The sequence below is a fragment of the Lysobacter spongiicola DSM 21749 genome (genome assembly GCF_900167055.1).
Classification (GTDB): Bacteria; Pseudomonadota; Gammaproteobacteria; order Xanthomonadales; family Xanthomonadaceae; genus Novilysobacter; species Novilysobacter spongiicola.
Genome location: NZ_FUXP01000001.1, coordinates 359,824 through 380,379, shown reverse-complemented (window position 1 = coordinate 380,379; position 20,556 = coordinate 359,824). Strand labels below are relative to the sequence as shown.

15 protein-coding genes are annotated in these 20,556 nt (G+C 66.6%); all 15 read left to right on the top strand.

Features of this window, described 5'->3' with window-relative positions:
• Positions 1–77: 77 nt before the first annotated feature.
• The 15 genes from hrcA (at position 78) to lysS (ending at position 20,522) form a co-directional block, all read left to right on the top strand.
• Entirely contained in the window at positions 78–1,136 is a 1,059-nt protein-coding gene (gene hrcA / locus B5D37_RS01760) for a heat-inducible transcriptional repressor HrcA (protein ID WP_078756973.1), read from the top strand.
• A gap of 75 nt (positions 1,137–1,211) precedes the next feature.
• Positions 1,212–1,730: a nucleotide exchange factor GrpE gene (grpE, locus tag B5D37_RS01755; protein WP_078756972.1), complete on the top strand. Its 519-nt coding sequence runs from the start codon at positions 1,212–1,214 to the stop codon at positions 1,728–1,730.
• Between the two features lie 115 nt (positions 1,731–1,845).
• A complete protein-coding gene (gene dnaK / locus B5D37_RS01750; RefSeq protein ID WP_078756971.1) occupies positions 1,846–3,768 on the top strand; it encodes a molecular chaperone DnaK in 1,923 nt (640 codons plus the stop codon).
• 140 nt (positions 3,769–3,908) lie between these two features.
• Positions 3,909–5,045 carry a molecular chaperone DnaJ gene (dnaJ, locus tag B5D37_RS01745; protein WP_078756970.1) on the top strand — a complete coding sequence of 379 codons (1,137 nt, stop codon included), beginning with the start codon at positions 3,909–3,911 and terminating at the stop codon, positions 5,043–5,045.
• 105 nt (positions 5,046–5,150) lie between these two features.
• Positions 5,151–6,413: a cytochrome-c peroxidase gene (locus B5D37_RS01740; RefSeq protein ID WP_327078545.1), complete on the top strand. Its 1,263-nt coding sequence runs from the start codon at positions 5,151–5,153 to the stop codon at positions 6,411–6,413.
• Between the two features lie 76 nt (positions 6,414–6,489).
• Positions 6,490–7,200: a 4-hydroxy-tetrahydrodipicolinate reductase gene (gene dapB / locus B5D37_RS01735; RefSeq protein WP_078756969.1), complete on the top strand. Its 711-nt coding sequence runs from the start codon at positions 6,490–6,492 to the stop codon at positions 7,198–7,200.
• Between the two features lie 181 nt (positions 7,201–7,381).
• Positions 7,382–8,515: a glutamine-hydrolyzing carbamoyl-phosphate synthase small subunit gene (gene carA, locus B5D37_RS01730; protein WP_078757439.1), complete on the top strand. Its 1,134-nt coding sequence runs from the start codon at positions 7,382–7,384 to the stop codon at positions 8,513–8,515.
• A gap of 13 nt (positions 8,516–8,528) precedes the next feature.
• A complete protein-coding gene (locus B5D37_RS01725) occupies positions 8,529–10,427 on the top strand; it encodes an alpha/beta hydrolase family protein (protein WP_078756968.1) in 1,899 nt (632 codons plus the stop codon).
• 195 nt (positions 10,428–10,622) lie between these two features.
• Complete coding sequence (locus B5D37_RS01720; RefSeq protein ID WP_078756967.1) at positions 10,623–11,168, top strand: hypothetical protein; 546 nt, start codon at positions 10,623–10,625, stop codon at positions 11,166–11,168.
• Positions 11,169–11,177: 9 nt separating this feature from the next.
• On the top strand, positions 11,178–14,429 hold the full coding sequence (gene carB / locus B5D37_RS01715; protein ID WP_078756966.1) for a carbamoyl-phosphate synthase large subunit: 3,252 nt from the start codon (positions 11,178–11,180) through the stop codon (positions 14,427–14,429).
• Positions 14,430–14,516: 87 nt separating this feature from the next.
• Entirely contained in the window at positions 14,517–14,993 is a 477-nt protein-coding gene (gene greA, locus B5D37_RS01710) for a transcription elongation factor GreA (RefSeq protein ID WP_078756965.1), read from the top strand.
• Positions 14,994–14,996: 3 nt separating this feature from the next.
• Positions 14,997–15,947, top strand: coding sequence for a hypothetical protein (locus B5D37_RS01705; protein WP_078756964.1), 951 nt, complete (start codon positions 14,997–14,999; stop codon positions 15,945–15,947).
• Entirely contained in the window at positions 15,944–17,662 is a 1,719-nt protein-coding gene (gene recJ, locus B5D37_RS01700) for a single-stranded-DNA-specific exonuclease RecJ (RefSeq protein ID WP_078756963.1), read from the top strand. The genes B5D37_RS01705 and recJ overlap by 4 nt, the downstream gene beginning before the upstream one ends.
• Before the next feature lie 96 nt (positions 17,663–17,758).
• A protein-coding gene (gene prfB, locus B5D37_RS01695) for a peptide chain release factor 2 (RefSeq protein WP_143814083.1) occupies positions 17,759–18,887 on the top strand; the annotation gives its coding sequence in 2 pieces (ribosomal slippage) (positions 17,759–17,833 and positions 17,835–18,887; 1,128 coding nt in all).
• Between the two features lie 117 nt (positions 18,888–19,004).
• On the top strand, positions 19,005–20,522 hold the full coding sequence (gene lysS / locus B5D37_RS01690; RefSeq protein WP_078756962.1) for a lysine--tRNA ligase: 1,518 nt from the start codon (positions 19,005–19,007) through the stop codon (positions 20,520–20,522).
• The last annotated feature ends 34 nt before the right edge of the window (positions 20,523–20,556 follow it).

The following is a 20,556-nucleotide window of genomic DNA, read 5'->3' as shown; positions in this document are numbered from 1 at the left end:
TATCAGCGCCCCATGCCGTGGAGGCATCGGGTCGATGCGCTTGCACCCGTGGGGCCACGGACCTATATCGATAGGCAATGAACCGGAAATCCGCCGACCCGACCCAGGATCCCCGTGCGCGCCACCTGCTGCGCACGCTGATCTCGCGCTACATCCGCAGTGGCGAGCCGGTCGGTTCGCAGACACTTGCCCGCCACTCGGGGCTGGACGTGAGCCCGGCAACCGTGCGGAACATCCTGGCCGACCTGGAGGACGTCGGGCTGCTGAGTGCACCGCATACCTCGGCCGGACGGATTCCGACCGCGCAGGGTTACCGGTTGTTCGTCGATTCGCTGCTGCAGGTCCGGCCATTGCCGGAAGGCGAGCTGGTGCGCCTGCGCAATGAACTCCCGAGTGGTGCCGGTACCCGCGTGCTGCTGGACAGCGCATCGGAACTGGTGTCGGCGATGACCCACTTCGTGGGGGTGGTGAGCGTTCCCAGCCGGGAGCAGTTCGCGTTCCGCCGGCTGGAATTCGTTGCGATCGACGCGGAGCGGGTCCTGGCAATCCTCGTGTTCGCCGACAACGAGGTGCAGAACCGGGTGCTGCAAACCCGGCGCGCCTATGACCAGGGCGAGCTGGAGCGCATCGCCAACTACCTCAACCACCACTTCGCCGGGCGTTCGGTCGCGGAGATCCGGGCGACCCTGCTGCGCGAGTTGAAGTCCGCACGGGTCGAGATGGAGCAGGTGCTCGCCCAGTCGGTCGAGCTTGCCGAGCAGGTGCTGGTGCCGGGGCACGAGGACATGCTGGTGGCAGGCCAGACCCGCCTCATGGGGCTGCAGGAGCTGGCGGACCTGGACCGCCTGCGCGAGCTGTTCGAGGCATTCGCCAGCAAGCGCGAGATCCTGCAGTTGCTGGAGCGCACCGTGCAGGCGCCAGGCGTGCGCATCTTCATAGGCGAGGAAACCGGCCTGGCGCCCCTCGACGGCGTCTCCGTCGTCTCCGCCCCCTACGTCGCCGGCGACCGCGTGCTGGGCGTGCTGGGCGTCATCGGGCCCACCCGGATGGCGTACGAACGCGTCATTCCAGTGGTGCAGGCCGCGGCGGATGCTCTGGGACGGGCTTTCGATGGTTCAAAACCGCCCCCGGCTTGAATTGGTGCTCGCCGGCCCCATTGCTCGTTCCTGTCGCGTGAAACGCGCCTTCCGGCGCCAGGACCAGAGCAGAGCATGACAACCGAACCGATGAAGGAAGCGGCCGAGCAGGCCGATGTCGATACCGACGTGCAGTCGCCCATCGCGGCAGAGCTGGAGGCCGTGCAAGCCGAGTTGGCGCAGCTGCGCGAGGAGTCGCTACGCGAGCGTGCCGACCTCGACAACCAGCGCAAGCGCCTGACGCGTGACGTCGACATGGCGCGCAAGTTCGCCAACGAGCGCTTGCTGGGCCAGCTGTTGCCGGTCATCGACAGCCTGGAAGCGGGACTGGGCGTGAACGCCGACGGGGCCTCCGCCCTGCGCGAAGGGATGGAGCTGACCCTGAAGCAACTGCTGAAGGTGGCCGCCGACAACGGGCTGGTCGAGGTGAATCCGGTGGGACAGCCGTTCAATCCGGAGCACCACCAGGCCATGAGCACCGTCGAGAGCGCCGACCACCCGCCCGGCCACGTGGTGCAGGTCTACCAGAAGGGGTGGCTGCTGAACGAGCGCCTGCTGCGTCCCGCCCTGGTGGTGGTCAGCAAGTCCGATTGAGCCGCCATCGTTCTTGAACTGGGGGGCGGCGTCCCCAGATAGCGGTCATTGGCGGCCGAGACCGCCCCCTGATCAAGACATTTCAGACATTCCGGATTCGAGAGGGAGCAGCAACATGGGCAAGATCATCGGTATCGACCTGGGCACGACCAATTCGTGCGTCGCGGTGATGGAAGGCGGCAAGGCCAAGGTCATCGAAAACGCGGAGGGCGATCGCACCACGCCATCCATCGTCGCCTACACCAAGGACGGCGAGATCCTGGTGGGCGCCTCGGCCAAGCGCCAGGCCGTCACCAATCCGAAGAACACCTTCTACGCGGTGAAGCGCCTCATCGGCCGCAAGTTCACCGACGGCGAGGTGCAGAAGGACATCGACCTGGTGCCCTACGGCATCGTCCAGCACGACAACGGCGATGCCTGGGTGCAGAGCGCCGACGGCAAGAAGATGGCGCCGCAGCAGATCTCCGCCGAGGTCCTGGGCAAGATGAAGAAGACCGCCGAGGCCTACCTGGGCGAGACGGTCACCGAGGCGGTCATCACCGTGCCGGCCTACTTCAACGACAGCCAGCGCCAGGCCACCAAGGACGCCGGCCGCATCGCCGGGCTCGAGGTCAAGCGCATCATCAACGAGCCGACCGCCGCAGCGCTGGCCTATGGCATGGACAAGAAGGGTGGTGACCGCAAGGTCGCCGTCTACGACCTGGGTGGCGGTACCTTCGACGTCTCCATCATCGAGATCGCGTCGGTGGACGAGGAGATGCAGGTCGAGGTGCTGGCGACCAACGGTGACACCTTCCTGGGCGGCGAAGACTTCGACAAGCGCGTTATCGACTACCTGGTCGACGAGTTCAACAAGGACCAGGGCATCGACCTGCGCAAGGATCCGCTCGCCCTGCAGCGCCTGAAGGACGCCGCCGAGCGCGCCAAGATCGAGCTGTCTTCCAGCCAGCAGACCGAGGTCAACCTGCCGTACGTCACCGCCGACGCCTCCGGCCCCAAGCACCTGAACATCAAGCTGACCCGCGCCAAGCTGGAGTCGCTGGTGGAGGACCTGGTCAAGAAGACGATCGAGCCGTGCCGCACCGCGCTGAACGACGCCGGCCTGCGCGCCAGCGACATCAGCGAAGTCATCCTGGTGGGCGGCCAGACCCGCATGCCGAAGGTGCAGCAGGCGGTGGGCGAGTTCTTCGGCAAGGAGCCGCGCAAGGACGTCAATCCGGACGAGGCCGTGGCACTGGGTGCGGCGATCCAGGGCGGCGTGCTCGCCGGCGACGTCAAGGACGTGCTGCTGCTGGACGTGACCCCGCTGTCACTGGGCATCGAGACCCTGGGTGGCGTGTTCACCAAGATCATCGAAAAGAACACCACGGTGCCGACCAAAGCCTCGCAGACGTTCTCGACCGCGGAGGACAACCAGTCCGCCGTCACCGTGCACGTACTGCAGGGTGAGCGCGAGCAGGCCCGCTTCAACAAGTCGCTGGCCCGCTTCGACCTCACCGGCATCGAGCCGGCGCCGCGCGGCATGCCGCAGGTGGAGGTGTCCTTCGACATCGACGCCAACGGCATCGTGCACGTGACCGCGAAGGACAAGAAGACCGGCAAGGAGCAGAAGGTCGAGATCAAGGCCGGCTCGGGCCTCTCGGACGAAGAGATCCAGAAGATGGTCCAGGATGCCGAGGCCAACCGCGAGGAGGACCTCAAGTTCCAGGAGCTGGTGCAGGCCCGCAACCAGGCCGACGGCCTCATCCACATGGCCCGCAGCACCATCAAGGAGCACGGCGAGAAGCTGCCGGGTGACGCGATCGGCAATGCCGAAAGCGCCATCGGCGAGCTCGAAACCGCGATGAAGGGCGACGACAAGTCGCAGATCGAGGCCAAGAGCAAGGCGCTGGAAGAAGTGGTGCAGACGCTGATGGGCGCGGTGCAGGGCCAGCAGCCGGGCGCCGACGCGGCGGCCGGCGAAGCCAGCGCGAACAAGGCGGCCGACGACGTGGTGGACGCCGAGTTCACCGAGGTCAAGGACGACGACAAGAAGTAATTCGGCCACCGCCATGCCGAAACGGGCCCCACGCGGGCCCGGGGTGAGGGTCCGGGACCGTTCGCGCTTCCGGACCCTTGTCGTTTAAACAAACACCGCGTCCCGACCTGTCCCGGTGGGGCAGGGGGAACCAGCAGCAGATGAGCAAACGCGACTATTACGAAGTCCTGGGCGTGGCCCGCAACGTCGGTGCCGAGGATCTCAAGAAGGCGTATCGCCGATGCGCGATGAAACACCACCCGGACCGCAACCCGGGCGACGCCGCGGCCGAAGCCGCGTTCAAGGAGTGCAAGGAGGCGTACGAGGTCCTGGCCGATCCGAATCGCCGCCGCATGTACGACCAGCACGGCCATGCCGCCTTCGAGCACGGCATGGGTGGCAGGGGTGGCCCCGGCGGCCCCGGTGGTTATTCGGACATGGGCGACATTTTCGGCGACATTTTCGGCGACATCTTCGGTGGCGGTGCCGGTGGGCGCGGCCCCAGGCGTGGTGCCGACATCGGCTACGTGATGGAGCTGTCGCTGGAAGAGGCCGTTGGCGGCGTCGAGAAGGAGATCCAGGTCCCGACGCTGGACGAGTGCGACACCTGCGACGGCACCGGGTCCGACGACGGGAAGCTGGAGACCTGCGCGACCTGCGGTGGTCGCGGCCAGGTCCGCTTCCAGCGCGGCATCTTCTCGATGCAGCAGGGCTGTCCGCACTGCGGCGGGCGCGGCCAGATCATCGCCAATCCGTGTGGGGACTGCCACGGCCAGGGCCGCATCGAGAACGTCAAGAACCTGCAGGTCAAGATTCCCGCGGGCGTCGACAACGGCGACAGGATCCGCCTGAGCGGCGAGGGCGAGGCCGGGCCGGCAGGTGCCCCCCCGGGAGACCTGTACGTCGATGTGCGGGTGCGCGAGCACGAGATCTTCCGTCGCGAGGGCGACGACCTGCACTGCGACGTGCCGATCCGCTTGGGTCAGGCCGCGCTGGGTGATGTCACCCGGGTGCCGACGCTCGGTGGCGAGGTGGAGCTGCGCATCCCCGCCGAAACCCAGACCGGCAAGGTGTTCCGCCTGCGGGACAAGGGCGTGAAGTCCGTGCGCAGCCGCCACCCCGGCGATCTCTATTGCCGGGTGGTGGTGGAAACCCCGGTGAACCTCACGGCGGAGCAGCGCGAACTCCTGGAGAAGCTGGAGGCGACGTTCATCGGCGAGGGCGCCCGCAAGCATTCGCCGCGTTCATCCACTTTCATCGATGGCGTAAAGGGGTTCTGGGACCGGATGACTTCCTGATCGAACGGCTGTGCCGTATCACGAGGCTGCTGCGGTTTGATCGAGCTCAGGAATCCTTGACCGCGTTTGTGGCTGAATGCTCCAGAACCCGTCGAGGAGCCTGCCATGGAGCGTTCGAGAGTCGTCCTGGATCATTCAAGCCCGTTCCGGGCCCCGGCCGCGCGAGCCCTGGCGCTTGCCGTGGCTGCCGTCCTGGCGTTGGCAGGCTGCAGCGAACGGGAGCCGCCGGCCGGAGGGAGCGGAGCGGGCGAAGCCGCGGGGGAACAGGCGCCGGGTGTGGACTCGGCCGGCGTGGCCGCGAATGCCCCGGCCTCCGCGGCGGAAGGGGAGGTACTCCCGCCGGCGGGCAGCGCGGTTTCCGCTGCCGGTGGCGAGCTGCCCGGTGAACCCGCAGACGAGTTGATGGCGCAGGCGAGGGCGATCTTCAAGCCGATCCCCGCGCGCGCAGAGGATCCCGAGGGCAACCCGGTCACCGAGGAGAAGGTCGCGCTGGGTCGGCAGTTGTGGTTCGACGGCCGTCTCTCCTCCAGCGGTGTCATCAGCTGCAACACCTGCCACAACGTCGGCATGGGCGGTGTCGATGGCGTCCCGACATCGATCGGCCACGGATTCCAGAAGGGGCCGCGCAATGCGCCCACCGTCTACAACGCCGTCTTCAACGTCGCCCAGTTCTGGGATGGCCGCGCTGAAGACCTGAAGGCGCAGGCCAAGGGACCGATCGAGGCCGCGGTCGAGATGAATGCGCGTCCCGAAGATGTGGTTGCGACCCTGGAGTCCATCCCCGGCTATGTCGAAGGCTTCGACCGGGCCTTCCCGGGTGAGTCCGGGTCCCTGAGCTACGACAACATCGCCCGCGCCATCGAGGCGTTCGAGGTCACCCTGGTCACGCCCGATGCCCCCTTCGACCGCTACCTGCGCGGGGACGCCGACGCACTTGACGATGCCGCCCGCCGTGGACTCTCCACGTTCATCGGCAAGGGCTGCGCGGCATGCCACAACGGCGTCAACGTGGGCGGCGGTGCCTACTTCCCCTTCGGAGTGGTCGAGCGGCCGGGCGCGGAATTGCTGCCGCCGGGCGACCGCGGGCGGTTCGACGTGACGAAGACGGCGACGGACGAGTATGTGTTCCGCGCCAGCCCGCTGCGCAACGTCGCGCTGACCGCACCGTACTTCCATACCGGCCAGGTCTGGAGCCTGACAGAGGCGGTGGAGATCATGGGCAGCTCCCAGCTGGGAGCCGAGCTGACGGCGGCCGAGGTCGGTGACATCGTCAGCTTCCTGCACGCCCTGACGGGCGAGGTACCGGAGATCGAGTACCCGCAGTTGCCGATGCGCAGCGACGACACGCCACCCCCGAGCGGGTTCTGACGCCGCGCGCTCTTGCCCGGGCTCCCGTGGCCACCTAGGCTTCCGGCATGACCCCGATGCTGGAAGCGACCCGACCATGCCCACCCGCGTACTGATCCACGGAGCCAGGGGGAGGATGGGCCAGTCCCTGCTTCGCCTCGCCGGGGAACATGAAGACCTTCAGGTGGTGGCGGCGGTGTCCGGCGGCAAGCCGTCGCAGCGGGTGCTGGATGGCGTGCCGCAGTTCGCTTCCCAGGAGCTGCATGGGGTGCCGGCGTTCGACGTGGCGATCGATTTCAGCCTGCCGCCCGGATTCCAGTCGATCCTGTCGTTGTGCGGCAAGCGCGGGGCGGCGCTGGTGTCGGGCACGACCGGACTCGAACAGGCGGATTTGCAGGCGCTCGAGTCGGCGGGAGAAGCCATACCGGTGCTGTGGGCGGCCAACTACAGCCTGGGCGTGGCAGTTCTTGCCGACCTGGTGGAGCGGGCGGCGGCGATGCTGCGTCAGTGGGATTGCGACATCGTGGAATCCCATCACGTGCACAAGAAGGACGCACCGTCCGGAACCGCATTGGCGTTGGGTGAGCGCGCGTCCGCGGGCGGCGCGGATCCCCGCTACGCCTCGCTGAGGGCCGGGGACATCGTCGGTGAGCATACGGTCCAGTTCACCGGCCCGGGCGAACGGATCGAGCTGGTCCATCGCGCCACCAACCGCGACATCTTCGCGCGGGGCGCGCTTCATGCTGCCAGCGCGCTGGCCGCCAGGCCCCCCGGATGCTACCGCTTGCGGGACCTGTTGCTTTCCTGAGCGGGGCGGAGCGGATCCGGGCCGATCTACTGCTGGCGCCCGGCAACGTTCATCGCTAGAATTCCCGTTCGCCTGAACTCCATTCCGGACCGGTCCAGCACCGTGTTCGTGCTTTGCTGCAGCCGTGATCCGGCGGCGCTGCGCGAATGGAGTCAGTTCCCTGGCAGCCAAGGCGATCTCCGTGAACCAAACCGCAATCCTCGCGCTCGAAGACGGCACCATCTTCGAGGGCATCTCCGTAGGCGCATCAGGCCTTTCCGTCGGCGAAGTCGTTTTCAACACCGCGATGACCGGCTACCAGGAGATCCTCACCGATCCGTCCTACGCCCGGCAGCTGGTGACGCTGACCTATCCCCACGTCGGCAATACCGGCGTGAACCGGCACGATGACGAGTCACGCAAGGCATGGGCTGCCGGCCTGATCGTCCGCAACGTGCCGCGCCGCCCGAGCAGCTGGCGAAGCGAACAGTCGTTGCCGGAATGGCTGGTCGCGCAGGGCGTGGTCGCCATCGCCGATGTCGATACCCGCAAACTGACCCGCCTGTTGCGCGATACCGGTGCCCAGGGCGGGGCGCTCATGGCGGGGGAGAACATCGATCGCGAGCGTGCCCTGGAGGCCGCACGCAAGTTCGCAGGTTTGAAGGGCATGGACCTGGCGAAGGAAGTCACGGTGGCCCAGTCGCTGCAGTGGCGCGATGGACAGCTGGACCTCGACACCGGCGAGGTGCCGGTCACCGAGCCCAAGCGCCACGTGGTGGCCTACGATTTCGGCGTCAAGTACAACACCCTGCGCATGCTGGCCGAACGCGGCTGCCGGGTGACGGTGGTGCCGGCGCAATCCAGCGCCGCGGACGTACTGGCGCTCGAGCCCGATGGCGTGCTGCTGTCGAACGGTCCGGGTGATCCGGAACCCTGCGACTACGCGATCGACGCCACCCGCGAGTTCATCTCGCGGAAGATCCCGACATTCGGCATCTGCCTCGGCCACCAGTTGCTGGGCCTGGCGGTGGGCGCGCGCACGATGAAGATGAAGTTCGGCCACCACGGTGCGAACCACCCCGTCCAGGACCTTGATACCGGCCGGGTCATGATCACCAGCCAGAACCATGGTTTCGCCGTCGACGAAGCCACGCTGCCATCGAACGCACGGGTCACCCACCGGTCCCTGTTCGACGGCTCCAACCAGGGCATCGCGCTGACCGACGCACCGGCCTTCAGCTTCCAGGGACATCCCGAGGCCGGGCCGGGCCCGCATGACGTATCACCCATGTTCGACAGGTTCATAAGCGCAATGGACGTTACTCGTAGTTCCTAGGGGGAACATCAGGATGAAGATGGTTAGATCGATAGTATTGTTGGCGGGGCTGGCGACGGCCATAGCCGTAGCGGAAGCGCGCGAGATTCCGGTTGGGGACTTTTTCAAGGATCCGGAATTCACAAGCGTTTCTCTTTCGCCCAAGGGCGACTACATCGCGGTTTCGGTTCCGCAAGGAGACCGGACCGTACTTGCTGCGTTCCGCATCGAGGATATGGAGCTGGTCGGCAAGTGGGACTATGGGTCCAACCTGCACATCGACCGGGTTCGTTGGGTCAATGACGAGCGCTTCTTCATGTATGTGACGGAGAAGACGGGCCGCTTCGACCAGCGCCAGGGCAGGGCGGATGTCTACGCCAGCAACGTCGACGGCAGCCAGCGCGCGGACATTCCGAACGGCGGTACTTACCAGATCGTGGACATCCTGCCCGAGGATCCGTCCAACATCCTGGTGTCCCGTTCGATCGAATCCGCATTCCTTTCCAAGATGCGGGTCCGTGACGGCAGCGTGCGTACCGTGGCGACGGCGCCAATCGACTACGGCACTTTCCTTGTGGACCACGACGGCAACGTCCGGTATGCATTCGGCCAGGAAGAGAGCAATGACACCGTTACCCTGCGCCGTGACGGAGAGACCTGGACCCAGGTCCACAGCGCTCCGATGGGCGGGCCGAAGCGGCAGCCGCTCGCGATGGCTTCAGACAACAAGCACGCCTGGGTAGAGGTCAGCAAGAATGGTGAACCTGCGCAACTGATGCTGGTGGATCCGGAGACGGGCAGTGAGAAGGTCGTCAGTGGCAACCCCAACGTAGAGGCTTCCAACCTGCTGTTCAGTAGCGATGAGCGGGAGCTGCTCGCGGTTGCTTACGAAGACGGCACGCCGCGTTACGACTTCACCAATACCGAGCACGACGAGTCCAAGGTCTATGCGGGCCTGATCAATGCCTTTCCCGACCACGCGGTGAGTTTCCGTGGCATCAGCGACAACGGACGCTACATCCTGGTTACGGCGTACAGCGACATCGACCCCGGCTCGTATTATCTCTATGACCGCGAGACCGGCAGCGCCAAGTTCCTTTTGGCCGCGATGGGATGGATCAAGCCTTCGGAGATGTCGCCGATGGAGCCGTTCACCTTTACCGCGCGAGACGGAACCAAGGTCCACGGATACCTCACCATTCCGCGCTTCAGCAACGGCAAGAATCTTCCGCTGATCCTCCACCCGCACGGTGGTCCACATGGGCCGCGTGATTCGTGGCGCTTCAATCCGGAAGTGCAGTTCCTCGCCAACCGCGGATATGCCGTCCTGCAGGTGAATTTCCGCGGGTCCGGAGGCTATGGCAACGCATTCGAAGCCAAGGGCTATCGCAACTGGGGCACCACGATGGTCGATGACATGACCGACGCGGTGAACTGGGCGGTTGCGCGGGGCGTAGCCGACAAGGACCGGTTGTGCACGTACGGCGCCTCGTACGGGGGATATGCGGCACTCCAGACCGTGGTGCGCGAGCCGACCAAGTACCAGTGTGCCATCGGCTACGTCGGAGTCTACAGCCTTCCGCTGATGTTCAAGGATGGTGATATTCCCGAGCAGGATTCGGGCCGCAACTATCTCCAGCGCGTGATGCCGGAGACCCTCGCCGAGCAGCAGGCACAGTCTCCCGCCTTCAACGTCGATCGGATCAACATTCCGGTGATGCTGGTCCAGGGGGCCAAGGACCGCCGGGTACCGATGTCGCAGTACGAGGCGCTCCGCGACGCGCTCGCCAATGCCGGCAAGCCGGCGGAAATCACCATCGTTGCCGACAAGGAAGGTCACGGGTTCTACGACTATGACAACCAGGTCGATCTCTACACCAAGATGGAAGGCTTCCTCGACAAGCACATGGGCATGGCGCAGGACGCCCGTTGATTGATGCGCAGGGCGGGGGCGCTGGTCGCCCCCGCCCATCAGACAAATACTCAATGCGCGGCCATTGGTCGCACAAGGATATTTCCATTGAAAAAGGTCCGCTGGTTGTTCCTGGCTGCGTCGCTCATGCCTGTAGGGGCGCCGTTTGCCCAGACTGCGCCGGGTACCCACCCAGGTGCGGCTGTCGTTGACCGGATGACCGATTCCATGGTCCAGCTGCTGCCGCTGGGCCAGGTATTCGAGATGTTCGCCAGCCAGGATCCATCCTGGCCGATGCAGGCACGGCCCGATGCGGTGACGCCCGGGCAGCTCTCCTGCCTGCGCACCGAACTCTCGCGGGAAGGGTTCCGCCGGGCCAAGCGTCGGCAGGTGGCGGAATACGCTGCTGCCCACCCGGAGCGGATGCAGGACGAGGTCCGCCTGCTCGAGGAAGGGGCCGCCGAGGTCCTGGGACGCCTGGTGAATGCCGGTGTCAACGACATGGCAACCGGACAGGCGCCAGACGTCGATGCCGTGATCAAGGGTGCCACCGAGCAACAGATGGCCGCCGCTACCCGGTTCGTCGAAGACCCCGCCCTGGCTCCGCTTCGCGAGCTGTCCGGCATTGGCGAAGTCTTCAACACCAACCTTCCCCCGGACGAACAGGCCGCAGCCGGTGAGCGCCTCGGCGCGAACGTGGCGCGGCAGTTCATGCTCGCCGCCACCCGCACCTGCCAAGTGCCGCCCGAAGCCTATCTCTGAGGAACACCGATGCCCAAGCGCACCGACATCAAGACCGTCCTGATCATCGGCGCAGGCCCCATCGTGATCGGGCAGGCGTGCGAGTTCGACTACTCCGGCGCCCAGGCCTGCAAGGCGCTGCGGGCCGAGGGTTACCGGGTGGTGCTGGTCAACAGCAACCCGGCCACGATCATGACCGATCCGGAGATGGCGGATGCGGTGTACATCGAGCCGATCAACTGGCGCACGGTCGAGAAGATCATCGCCAAGGAAAAGCCCGATGCCCTGCTGCCGACCATGGGTGGCCAGACAGCGCTCAACTGTGCGCTGGACCTCGCCGACCACGGCGTGCTGGAGAAGCATGGCGTCGAGCTGATCGGCGCTTCGCGCGAGGCGATCCGCATGGCCGAGGACCGCGAGCTGTTCCGCGTGGCAATGGCCGAGATCGGGTTGGAATGCCCCAAGGCCGCGGTCGCCCGGACCTTCGAGCAGGCGGTCGAGATCCAGGCGACGGTCGGGTATCCCACGATCATCCGGCCGTCCTTCACTCTCGGTGGCAGCGGCGGCGGCATCGCCTACAACAGGGAAGAATTCGAGGAGATCGTCAAGGGCGGGCTGGAACTGTCGCCGACCAGCGAAGTGCTGATCGAGGAGTCGGTGCTGGGCTGGAAGGAGTTCGAGATGGAGGTGGTCCGCGACAAGGCGGACAACTGCATCATCGTCTGCTCGATCGAAAACTTCGATGCGATGGGTGTGCACACCGGCGACTCGATCACGGTGGCGCCGGCGCAGACCCTGACCGACCGCGAGTACCAACGCCTGCGTGATGCATCCCTGGCGGTGCTGCGCAAGATCGGCGTGGATACCGGCGGCTCCAACGTGCAGTTCGGCATCAATGCCCAGACCGGGCGCGTGGTGGTGATCGAGATGAATCCGCGGGTATCGCGGTCCTCGGCGCTGGCTTCGAAGGCGACCGGCTTCCCGATCGCCAAGATCGCCGCGAAGCTCGCGGTCGGTTACACGCTGGATGAACTTCGCAATGAGATCACCGGCGGCGAGACGCCCGCCTCGTTCGAACCGACCATCGACTACGTGGTCACCAAGATCCCGCGCTTCGCTTTCGAGAAGTTCCCCCAGGCGGACTCCCGCCTGACCACCCAGATGAAGTCGGTGGGCGAGGTGATGGCCATGGGCCGGACCTTCCAGGAGTCCCTGCAGAAGGCGCTGCGTGGCCTGGAAACCGGGAAGGTGGGGCTCGACCCGACCGGCCTGGACCTGTCCAGCGACGAAGGCATGGCTGCGGTGCGGCGCGAGCTGAAGGAGCCCGGTCCCGAGCGCATGTTCCACATCGGCGACGCCTTCCGCGCCGGCATGAGCGTCGAGGACGTGCACGCGCTGTCGTTCGTGGATCCGTGGTTCCTGGACCAGATCGAGGAGCTGGTAGCGGCCGAGAATGAGGTGGCGGCCGCGGGTCTGTCCGCACTGGACGCGCGTCGCATGCGTGCGCTCAAGCGCATGGGCTTCTCGGATGCCCGCCTGGCCCAGTTGACAGGGACCGACGAGGTGGCCGTCCGCACCCTGCGCCACGCCTTCGCGGTCCGCCCTGTGTACAAGCGTGTCGACTCCTGCGCCGCCGAGTTCGCCACCACTACCGCCTACATGTACTCGACCTACGAGGACGAGTGCGAGGCGCAGCCGAGCGACCGCCGCAAGATCATCGTGTTGGGTGGTGGCCCGAACCGCATCGGACAGGGCATCGAGTTCGACTACTGCTGCGTGCACGCCGCGTTGGCGCTGCGCGACGACGGGTTCGAGACCATCATGGTCAACTGCAATCCGGAAACCGTGTCCACCGACTACGACACCTCCGACCGCCTCTATTTCGAGCCGCTGACACTCGAGGACGTGCTGGAGATCTGTGATCTCGAGAAGCCGTTCGGGGTCATCGTGCAGTACGGCGGCCAGACGCCGCTCAAGCTGGCGCAGGACCTTGAAGCCGCCGGCGTGCCGATCATTGGCACGAGCCCCGACAGCATCGACCTGGCCGAGGACCGCGAGCGCTTCCAGCAACTGATCGAGAAGCTGGGCCTCAAGCAGCCGCCCAACCGCATCGCCCGCAACGCCGACGAGGCGGTGGTGCTCGCGCGCGAGGTCGGTTATCCGCTGGTGGTGCGACCCAGCTATGTGCTCGGCGGCCGCGCCATGGAAGTCGTGCATTCCGACAGCGACCTGGCGCGCTACATCCGCGACGCGGTGAGGGTGTCGGAAAAGTCGCCGGTGCTGCTGGACCGCTTCCTCGACAACGCGGTCGAGGTCGACGTGGACGTGATCGCCGACAAGGACGGCAATGTGCTGATCGGCGGCGTGATGGAACATATCGAAGAGGCGGGCGTGCATTCGGGCGACTCGTCCTGCTCGCTGCCACCGTATTCGCTGTCGGCCGATACCCAGGCCCGGCTGCGGGACCAGGTGGTCGCACTGGCCAAGGCCCTGAACGTGGTCGGCCTGATGAACACCCAGTTCGCGGTGCAGGTGGACGGGGAGGGCGCCGACAGCATCTATCTGCTGGAAGTGAACCCGCGTGCATCGCGCACGGTGCCGTTCGTGTCCAAGGCCACCGGCATGCCGCTGGCCAAGATCGCCGCACGTTGCATGGCGGGCAAGACGCTGGCCGAGCAGGGCGCCCTGCACGAAGTGATCCCCGACTACTACTCGGTGAAGGAAGCGATCTTCCCGTTCGCCAAGTTCCAGAACGTCGATCCCATCCTGGGGCCGGAGATGCGTTCCACCGGCGAGGTGATGGGCGTGGGCCGCAGCTTCGGCGCCGCCATGGCGCGTGCGCAGGAGGCCGGCGGTATCAAGCAGGTCCCGGAGAGCGGCAAGGTGTTCGTATCCGTCCGGGATCCGGACAAGCAGCGCGTCCTGCCGGTCGCCCGTGACCTGGTGGAGCGGGGCTACTCGCTGGTCGCCACCGGTGGCACGGCGAGCTTCCTGCGTGACCAGGGCCTGGAGTGCGGTTCGATCAACAAGGTGAACGAGGGCCGGCCGCACATCGTCGATCTCATCAAGAACGGCGAGATCGCCTACATCATCAACACCACCGAGGGCCGGCAGGCGATCTCGGACTCCTTCTCCATCCGGCGGGAGGCATTGCAGCAGCGGGTCACGTACTCGACCACCGTCGCCGGCGCCCGCGCACTGGTGCAGTCGATGGAGTTCCGAGGCACGGGGCCCGTCTGGTCGCTGCAGGAGCTGCATGCGGAGTTGAACGGCTCCGCCTGAACCCGTTGCGTACGTCCGTCCGGATGTGCGCACAATCATCCACCCGGAACAGCAAGGCCGGCCGAGGGCCGGTGCAAGGACTTTTTCATGCAGGCACCCATCACATCCAAGGGCGCGCAGCGCCTGCGCGCCGAGCTCGAGGAGCTCAAGTCGGTCCAGCGCCCGGCGGTCATCAACGCGATCGCCGAAGCCCGGGCGCATGGCGATCTGAAGGAGAATGCCGAGTACCACGCTGCCCGCGAGCAGCAGGGCTTCATCGAGGGCCGGATCAAGCAACTGGAGGCCGAGCTTTCGCACGCCCAGGTGATCGACATCGCATCCCTGAACGCGGGGTCCAAGATCGTCTTCGGCGCCACTGTTGACCTGGCCGATGCCGATACCGACGAGGAACGGACGTACCAGATCGTCGGTGACCTGGAAGCGGACATCAAGAAGGGCCTGATCGCGATCTCGTCGCCGGTCGCGCGTGCGTTGATCGGACGCCACGAGGGCGACAGCGTCAGCATCGATGCCCCCGGCGGAACCCGCGAGTACGACATCATCGCCGTCCGCTACGTCGGCTGAGCCGTGGCATCGGCCACGTTGCTGCTGCCGCCCCGCAGCCGGTTCGGCGGACAGCGGCTCGCTTTGGGTTCGGGCAGGTGGTTGGCCCGTGCCGATCGCGTGCGGCAGGACGGTGATCAGGTCGAGCGCCACTTCGACGTGCTGCCCCGTGGCTGGCCGGCAGCGGCAGTCACGCGTGAACGCGATGCACGGGACGCCGCCGGCCATGCGTGGTTGCGGGCCGACCCGGTGTTCATCCAGCCCGACCTCAACGGTGCGCGACTGCTCGCCCATGGCGATGCCCTGGGGCTGAGCCCTGAGGACGCCGCTGCGTTCCTCCGGCCCCTGAAGCCGCTGTTCGGTGACGCAGGATTCCCCATCGACGCGCCGGTACCGGACCGCTGGTACCTCAGGCTACCGCTCGATTCGCGCTTGCCATCGATGGCCTCGCCAGAGCAGGCGTTGGGAGCCGATGTCTTCGATCACTTCCCGCAGGGCGAGGACAGCCGTCGCTGGCGCGCCTTGCTCAGCGAAGCGCAGGTGGTCCTGCACAACCACCCGCGGAACGAGGAACGCGCACGGCTCGGCCTGGCGCCGGTGAACTCGCTCTGGTTCTGGGGCGGTGGGCGGGCACCTGACCGTATCGCCACGGGTTTCGAAAGAGTGTTCACCGACGACCGGACCCTTGCGGCGTTCGCCAGCGCCGCCGGCGCGGACGCGGCGCCGCTTCCCGCCCATTGGCACTCGGCCAAGGGCGAGGCGCTGCTGGACCTGCGGCACTTCCGGGAGCTGGGTCAGGTTGACCGCCACTGGCTTTCGCCGCTGTTCGATGACCTGCAGGCCGGCCGCGTGGTCCACGCGACGCTGGACTTCGCCGACGGCTGGCGTTTCGAGTTGAAGCGTGCCCACGTGCTGCGCTTCTGGCGCAAGCCCTTGCTTTCGCTCGCGCCACGCAATGGAGAGGTCGGCGAGTGACCGCCCCGGTGGTGCTGCGTCGCCGGCCTCCAGCCGAAGCCCATGGCCATTGGCCGGAGCAGGTCATCCCGCTGCTCCGGCGCATCTATGCTGCCCGGGGAGCGGGCGCAATCGAGCTGGCCCAGCCGCGCCTGGCCCACTTGCTCCCGCCCGAAGGAATGCTTGGTCTCGATGCGGCGAGCCACCTGCTGGCCGACGCCATTGCCAACGATCGCCACGTGGTGGTGGTCGGCGATTTCGATTGCGATGGCGCCACGGCCTGCGCGGTGGCGGTGCGCGGGCTGCGCATGCTGGGTGCCCGGAAGGTGTCGCACGCGGTGCCCAACCGCATCACCCACGGCTACGGACTCTCCCCCGGGCTGGTGGCCGAACTTGCCGAACGTGACCCCGACCTGCTGGTCACCGTGGATCACGGCATTGCCTGCCATGCCGGCATTTCCGAGGCGAAGGCGCGCGGCTGGCAGGTACTCGTCACCGACCACCACCTGCCTGGCGAGACCCTCCCTGCAGCGGACGCCATCGTGGACCCGAACCAGCCGGGCGACGGATTTCCCAGCAAGGCCCTGGCGGGTGTCGGCGTAGTGTTCTACGTGCTCCTGGCCCTGCGCCGACGGATGCGCGAAGCGGGAGCGTTCGCAGGGGCAGGACCGGATCTGTCCCGCCTGCTCGACCTGGTGGCGGTCGGCACCGTCGCCGACCTGGTGCCGCTGGATACCAACAACCGCACCCTGGTCGCGGCAGGCCTGCGCCGTTTGCGGGCCGGCCAGGGCTGCGCCGGCCTCAATGCGCTGATCGAGGTTGCACGACGGGATCCGACGCGCCTGTCGGCAGCGGACATCGGCTATGCCGTCGCGCCACGCCTGAACGCGGCGGGCAGGTTGGAAGATATGTCGCTGGGCATCGAATGCCTGCTGACAGACGATCCCGCGCATGGCCGCGAGCTGGCCGAGACACTCGACCGCATCAATGGCGAGCGCAGGGCGATGCAGCAGCAAATGATGGAGGAGGGCGAGGCCTTCGCTGCGCGCATTTCTGTCGCCGACGCCGGGATGCCGTTGGCGATGTGCCTGCACGATACCGACTGGCACCCCGGCGTGATCGGGTTGGTCGCTTCGAAGATGAAGGAGCGCCTGCACCGACCGGTCGTCGCGTTCGCCCCTGCCGAGCCCGGCAGCGATATCCTCCGCGGCTCGGCCCGGTCCATCCCGGGGCTGCATATTCGCGATGTGCTGGCCACCGTCGACGCCCGCCACCCCGGATTGATCGATCGCTTTGGCGGGCACGCGATGGCGGCGGGGCTGACCCTTGCTTCCAGCGCCCTGCCGCTGTTCGAACAGGCGTTCAGGGACTGCGTCCAGGCGCTCGCGACCCCGGACCTGCTGCGTGTCGAGATCCTCAGCGACGGAGAGCTCGGGGTGGAGGAGTTCTGCCGCAGTGCGGCGGAGGCCCTGCGCGACGGCGGGCCTTGGGGGCAGGCGTTCCCGGAACCGCAGTTCGACGGCGTTTTTACGGTGCAGCGCTGGCGCGTGGTGGGCGAGCGTCACCTGAAGCTGGAACTCGAATACGCCGGCATCCGGATCCCGGCGATCGAGTTCGGCGGCTGGGATGGCGGCGAGCCTCCCTCGCGCGTGAGGCTGGCATACCGCCTGGAACCGGACGACTATCGCGGCGGCGATGCCATCCAGCTGGTCGTCGTCCACCGCGAAGCGGCCTGAGCGCCCATTGGCACTGGCGGTTCAATCCCGCAAGGCCGGGGACGCACGAGCGTGGCCCTGATAGAATCGCCGGTCACTTTTCCAGCAGCCACGGACATGATCGAACTGAATCCCGTCCGCCAGCGCATCGCCGACCTGACCGGTCGGCTGGATGCGCTCAGGGGGTATCTTTGACTTCGATGCCAAGGTCGAACGCCTCGAAGAAGTAACCCGCGAGCTCGAGAACCCCGACATCTGGAACGATGCCGAGCGGGCCCAGTCACTGGGGCGCGAGCGCGCGTCCCTGGAGAAGGTGGTCAACGGCATCCGCGAGCTCACGGACGGCCTGGCCGGCGCCGGGGAGCTGCTCGAGCTGGCGGAGATGGAGGATGACGAGTCCACTGCCCAGGCCGTTGTCGACGATGTCGAGGGCTACGCCAAACACGTCGATACGCTCGAGTTCCAACGCATGTTCTCGGGCCAGATGGACAGCGCACCCGCGTTCGTCGACATCCAGGCCGGTGCCGGCGGCACCGAGGCCCAGGACTGGGCGGAGATCCTGCTGCGCATGTACCTGCGCTGGGCCGAGTCGCGCGGCTGGAAGACCGAGCTGATGGAAGTCAGCGGTGGCGACGTCGCCGGCATCAAGTCAGCGACGGTCCGGGTGGAAGGCGACTTCGCCTACGGTTGGCTGAAGACCGAGACCGGCGTGCACCGGCTGGTGCGCAAGTCGCCGTTCGACTCGGACAACCGACGCCACACCAGCTTCACTTCGGTGTTCGTCAGCCCCGAAGTCGACGACAACATCGACATCGAGATCAACCCGGCCGACCTCAGGACCGACGTGTACCGTTCGTCCGGCGCCGGCGGCCAGCACGTTAACAAGACCGAGTCGGCGGTGCGCATCACGCACGTGCCCACCGGGATAGTGGTCGCCTGCCAGACCGGCCGCAGCCAGCACCAGAACCGCGACACCGCGATGAAGATGCTGGCGGCCAAGCTCTATGAGCTTGAGATCCAGAAGCGCAACGCCGAGCGCGATGCGGTGGAAGCCACCAAGTCCGACATCGGCTGGGGCAGCCAGATCCGTAATTACGTGCTGGACCAGAGCCGCATCAAGGACCTGCGCACCGGCGTGGAGCGCAGCGATACCCAGAAGGTGCTGGATGGCGACCTGGACGAGTTCGTCGAGGCCAGCCTGAAGTCCGGCCTGGAAGCAGGCTCCAAGCGCGCCGACGCCATTTGAATGCCTTTGTAGGAGCGGCTTCAGCCGCGATCTGGAATCGTTCGCCCGCGCCGACTCCAGATCGCGGCTGAAGCCGCTCCTACAACAGCCCCTACATCCCCCAAATCCGATACGACCATGACCGACAACGCCACTCCGACGCCGCCCGACGAAAACAAGCTCATCGCCGAACGTCGCGCCAAACTGGCGGTGTTACGCGGGCAGGGCGTGGCGTTCCCGAACGACTTCCGCCGTGCCGATTACGCCGGTGACTTGCAGGCCGAATACGCCGACGCGGAACAGTGGACCGCCGAGGCGCTGGAGGCCAAGGGCCACCGCGTCGCCGTCGCCGGCCGGCTGCTGCTCAAGCGGGTGATGGGCAAGGCCAGCTTCGTGCAGATCCAAGACGAATCCGGTCGCCTGCAACTGTTCCTGCAGGCCACCGCGCTGGGCGACACGTACACGGCGTTCAAGGGCTGGGACGTCGGCGACATCGTCGGCGCCGAGGGCGTGCTGACCCGCACCCGCACCGGCGAGCTGTCGGTCAAGGTCGACGCCTTGCGCCTGCTGACCAAGTCGCTGCGGCCACTGCCGGACAAGTTCCACGGCTTGGCCGACGTCGAACAACGCTACCGCCAGCGCTACGTCGACCTGATCGTCTCGCCCGAGGCGCGCGAGGTGTTCGTCAAACGCAGCAAGATCATCCGGGCGATGCGCGAGTGGCTCGACACCCGGCGCTTCCTGGAGGTCGAGACGCCGATGATGCATTACATCCCCGGCGGCGCCGTGGCCAAGCCGTTCGCCACCCACCACAACGCACTCGACCTCGACCTGTACCTGCGCGTCGCCCCGGAGCTGTACCTCAAGCGACTGGTGGTCGGCGGGCTGGAGCGGGTCTACGAGATCAACCGCAACTTCCGCAATGAGGGCGTGTCGACTCGGCACAACCCCGAGTTCACCATGCTCGAGTTGTACGAGGCCTACGCGACCTACAGCGAGGTCATGGACCTGACCGAAGGTGTGATCCGCGACGTCGCCCAGTCGGTCCTCGGCACCACCAAGGTGGAGTGGGACGGCCAGTCGATCGACCTCGGCCCGGCGTTCCGGCGCTGGTCGATGAGCGACGCGGTGCTCGAGCACAACCCGGAGATCAGCCGCGACGAACTGCGCGATGTCGAGAAGATGCGCGCCCATTGCGCCCGCCTCGGCGTGCCGACCAAGCCCTCGCAGGGCTGGGGCAAGCTGCTGCTGGAGATCTTCGAGAAGACCGTCGAGCACACCCTGGTGCAACCGACCTTCATCACCGAGCACCCGGTCGAGGTCAGCCCGCTGGCGCGTGCCAATGACAGCGACCCCGGCATGACCGACCGTTTCGAGCTGTTCATCGGCGGCAAGGAAATGGCCAACGGGTTCTCGGAGCTCAACGACCCCGAAGACCAGGCGGCCCGTTTCCAGGCTCAGGTGGATGCGAAGGAGGGCGGCGACGACGAAGCCATGCACTACGACGCCGACTATATCCGCGCCCTGGAGGTCGGCCTGCCGCCCACCGGCGGTCTTGGCGTGGGCATCGACCGGCTGGTCATGATGATGACCGGTTCGTCGTCCATCCGGGACGTGCTGCTGTTCCCCTACATGCGCCCCCAGACCCACGCCTGACAAGGAGTACGCACGCCGCATGGAACGCGTGAGC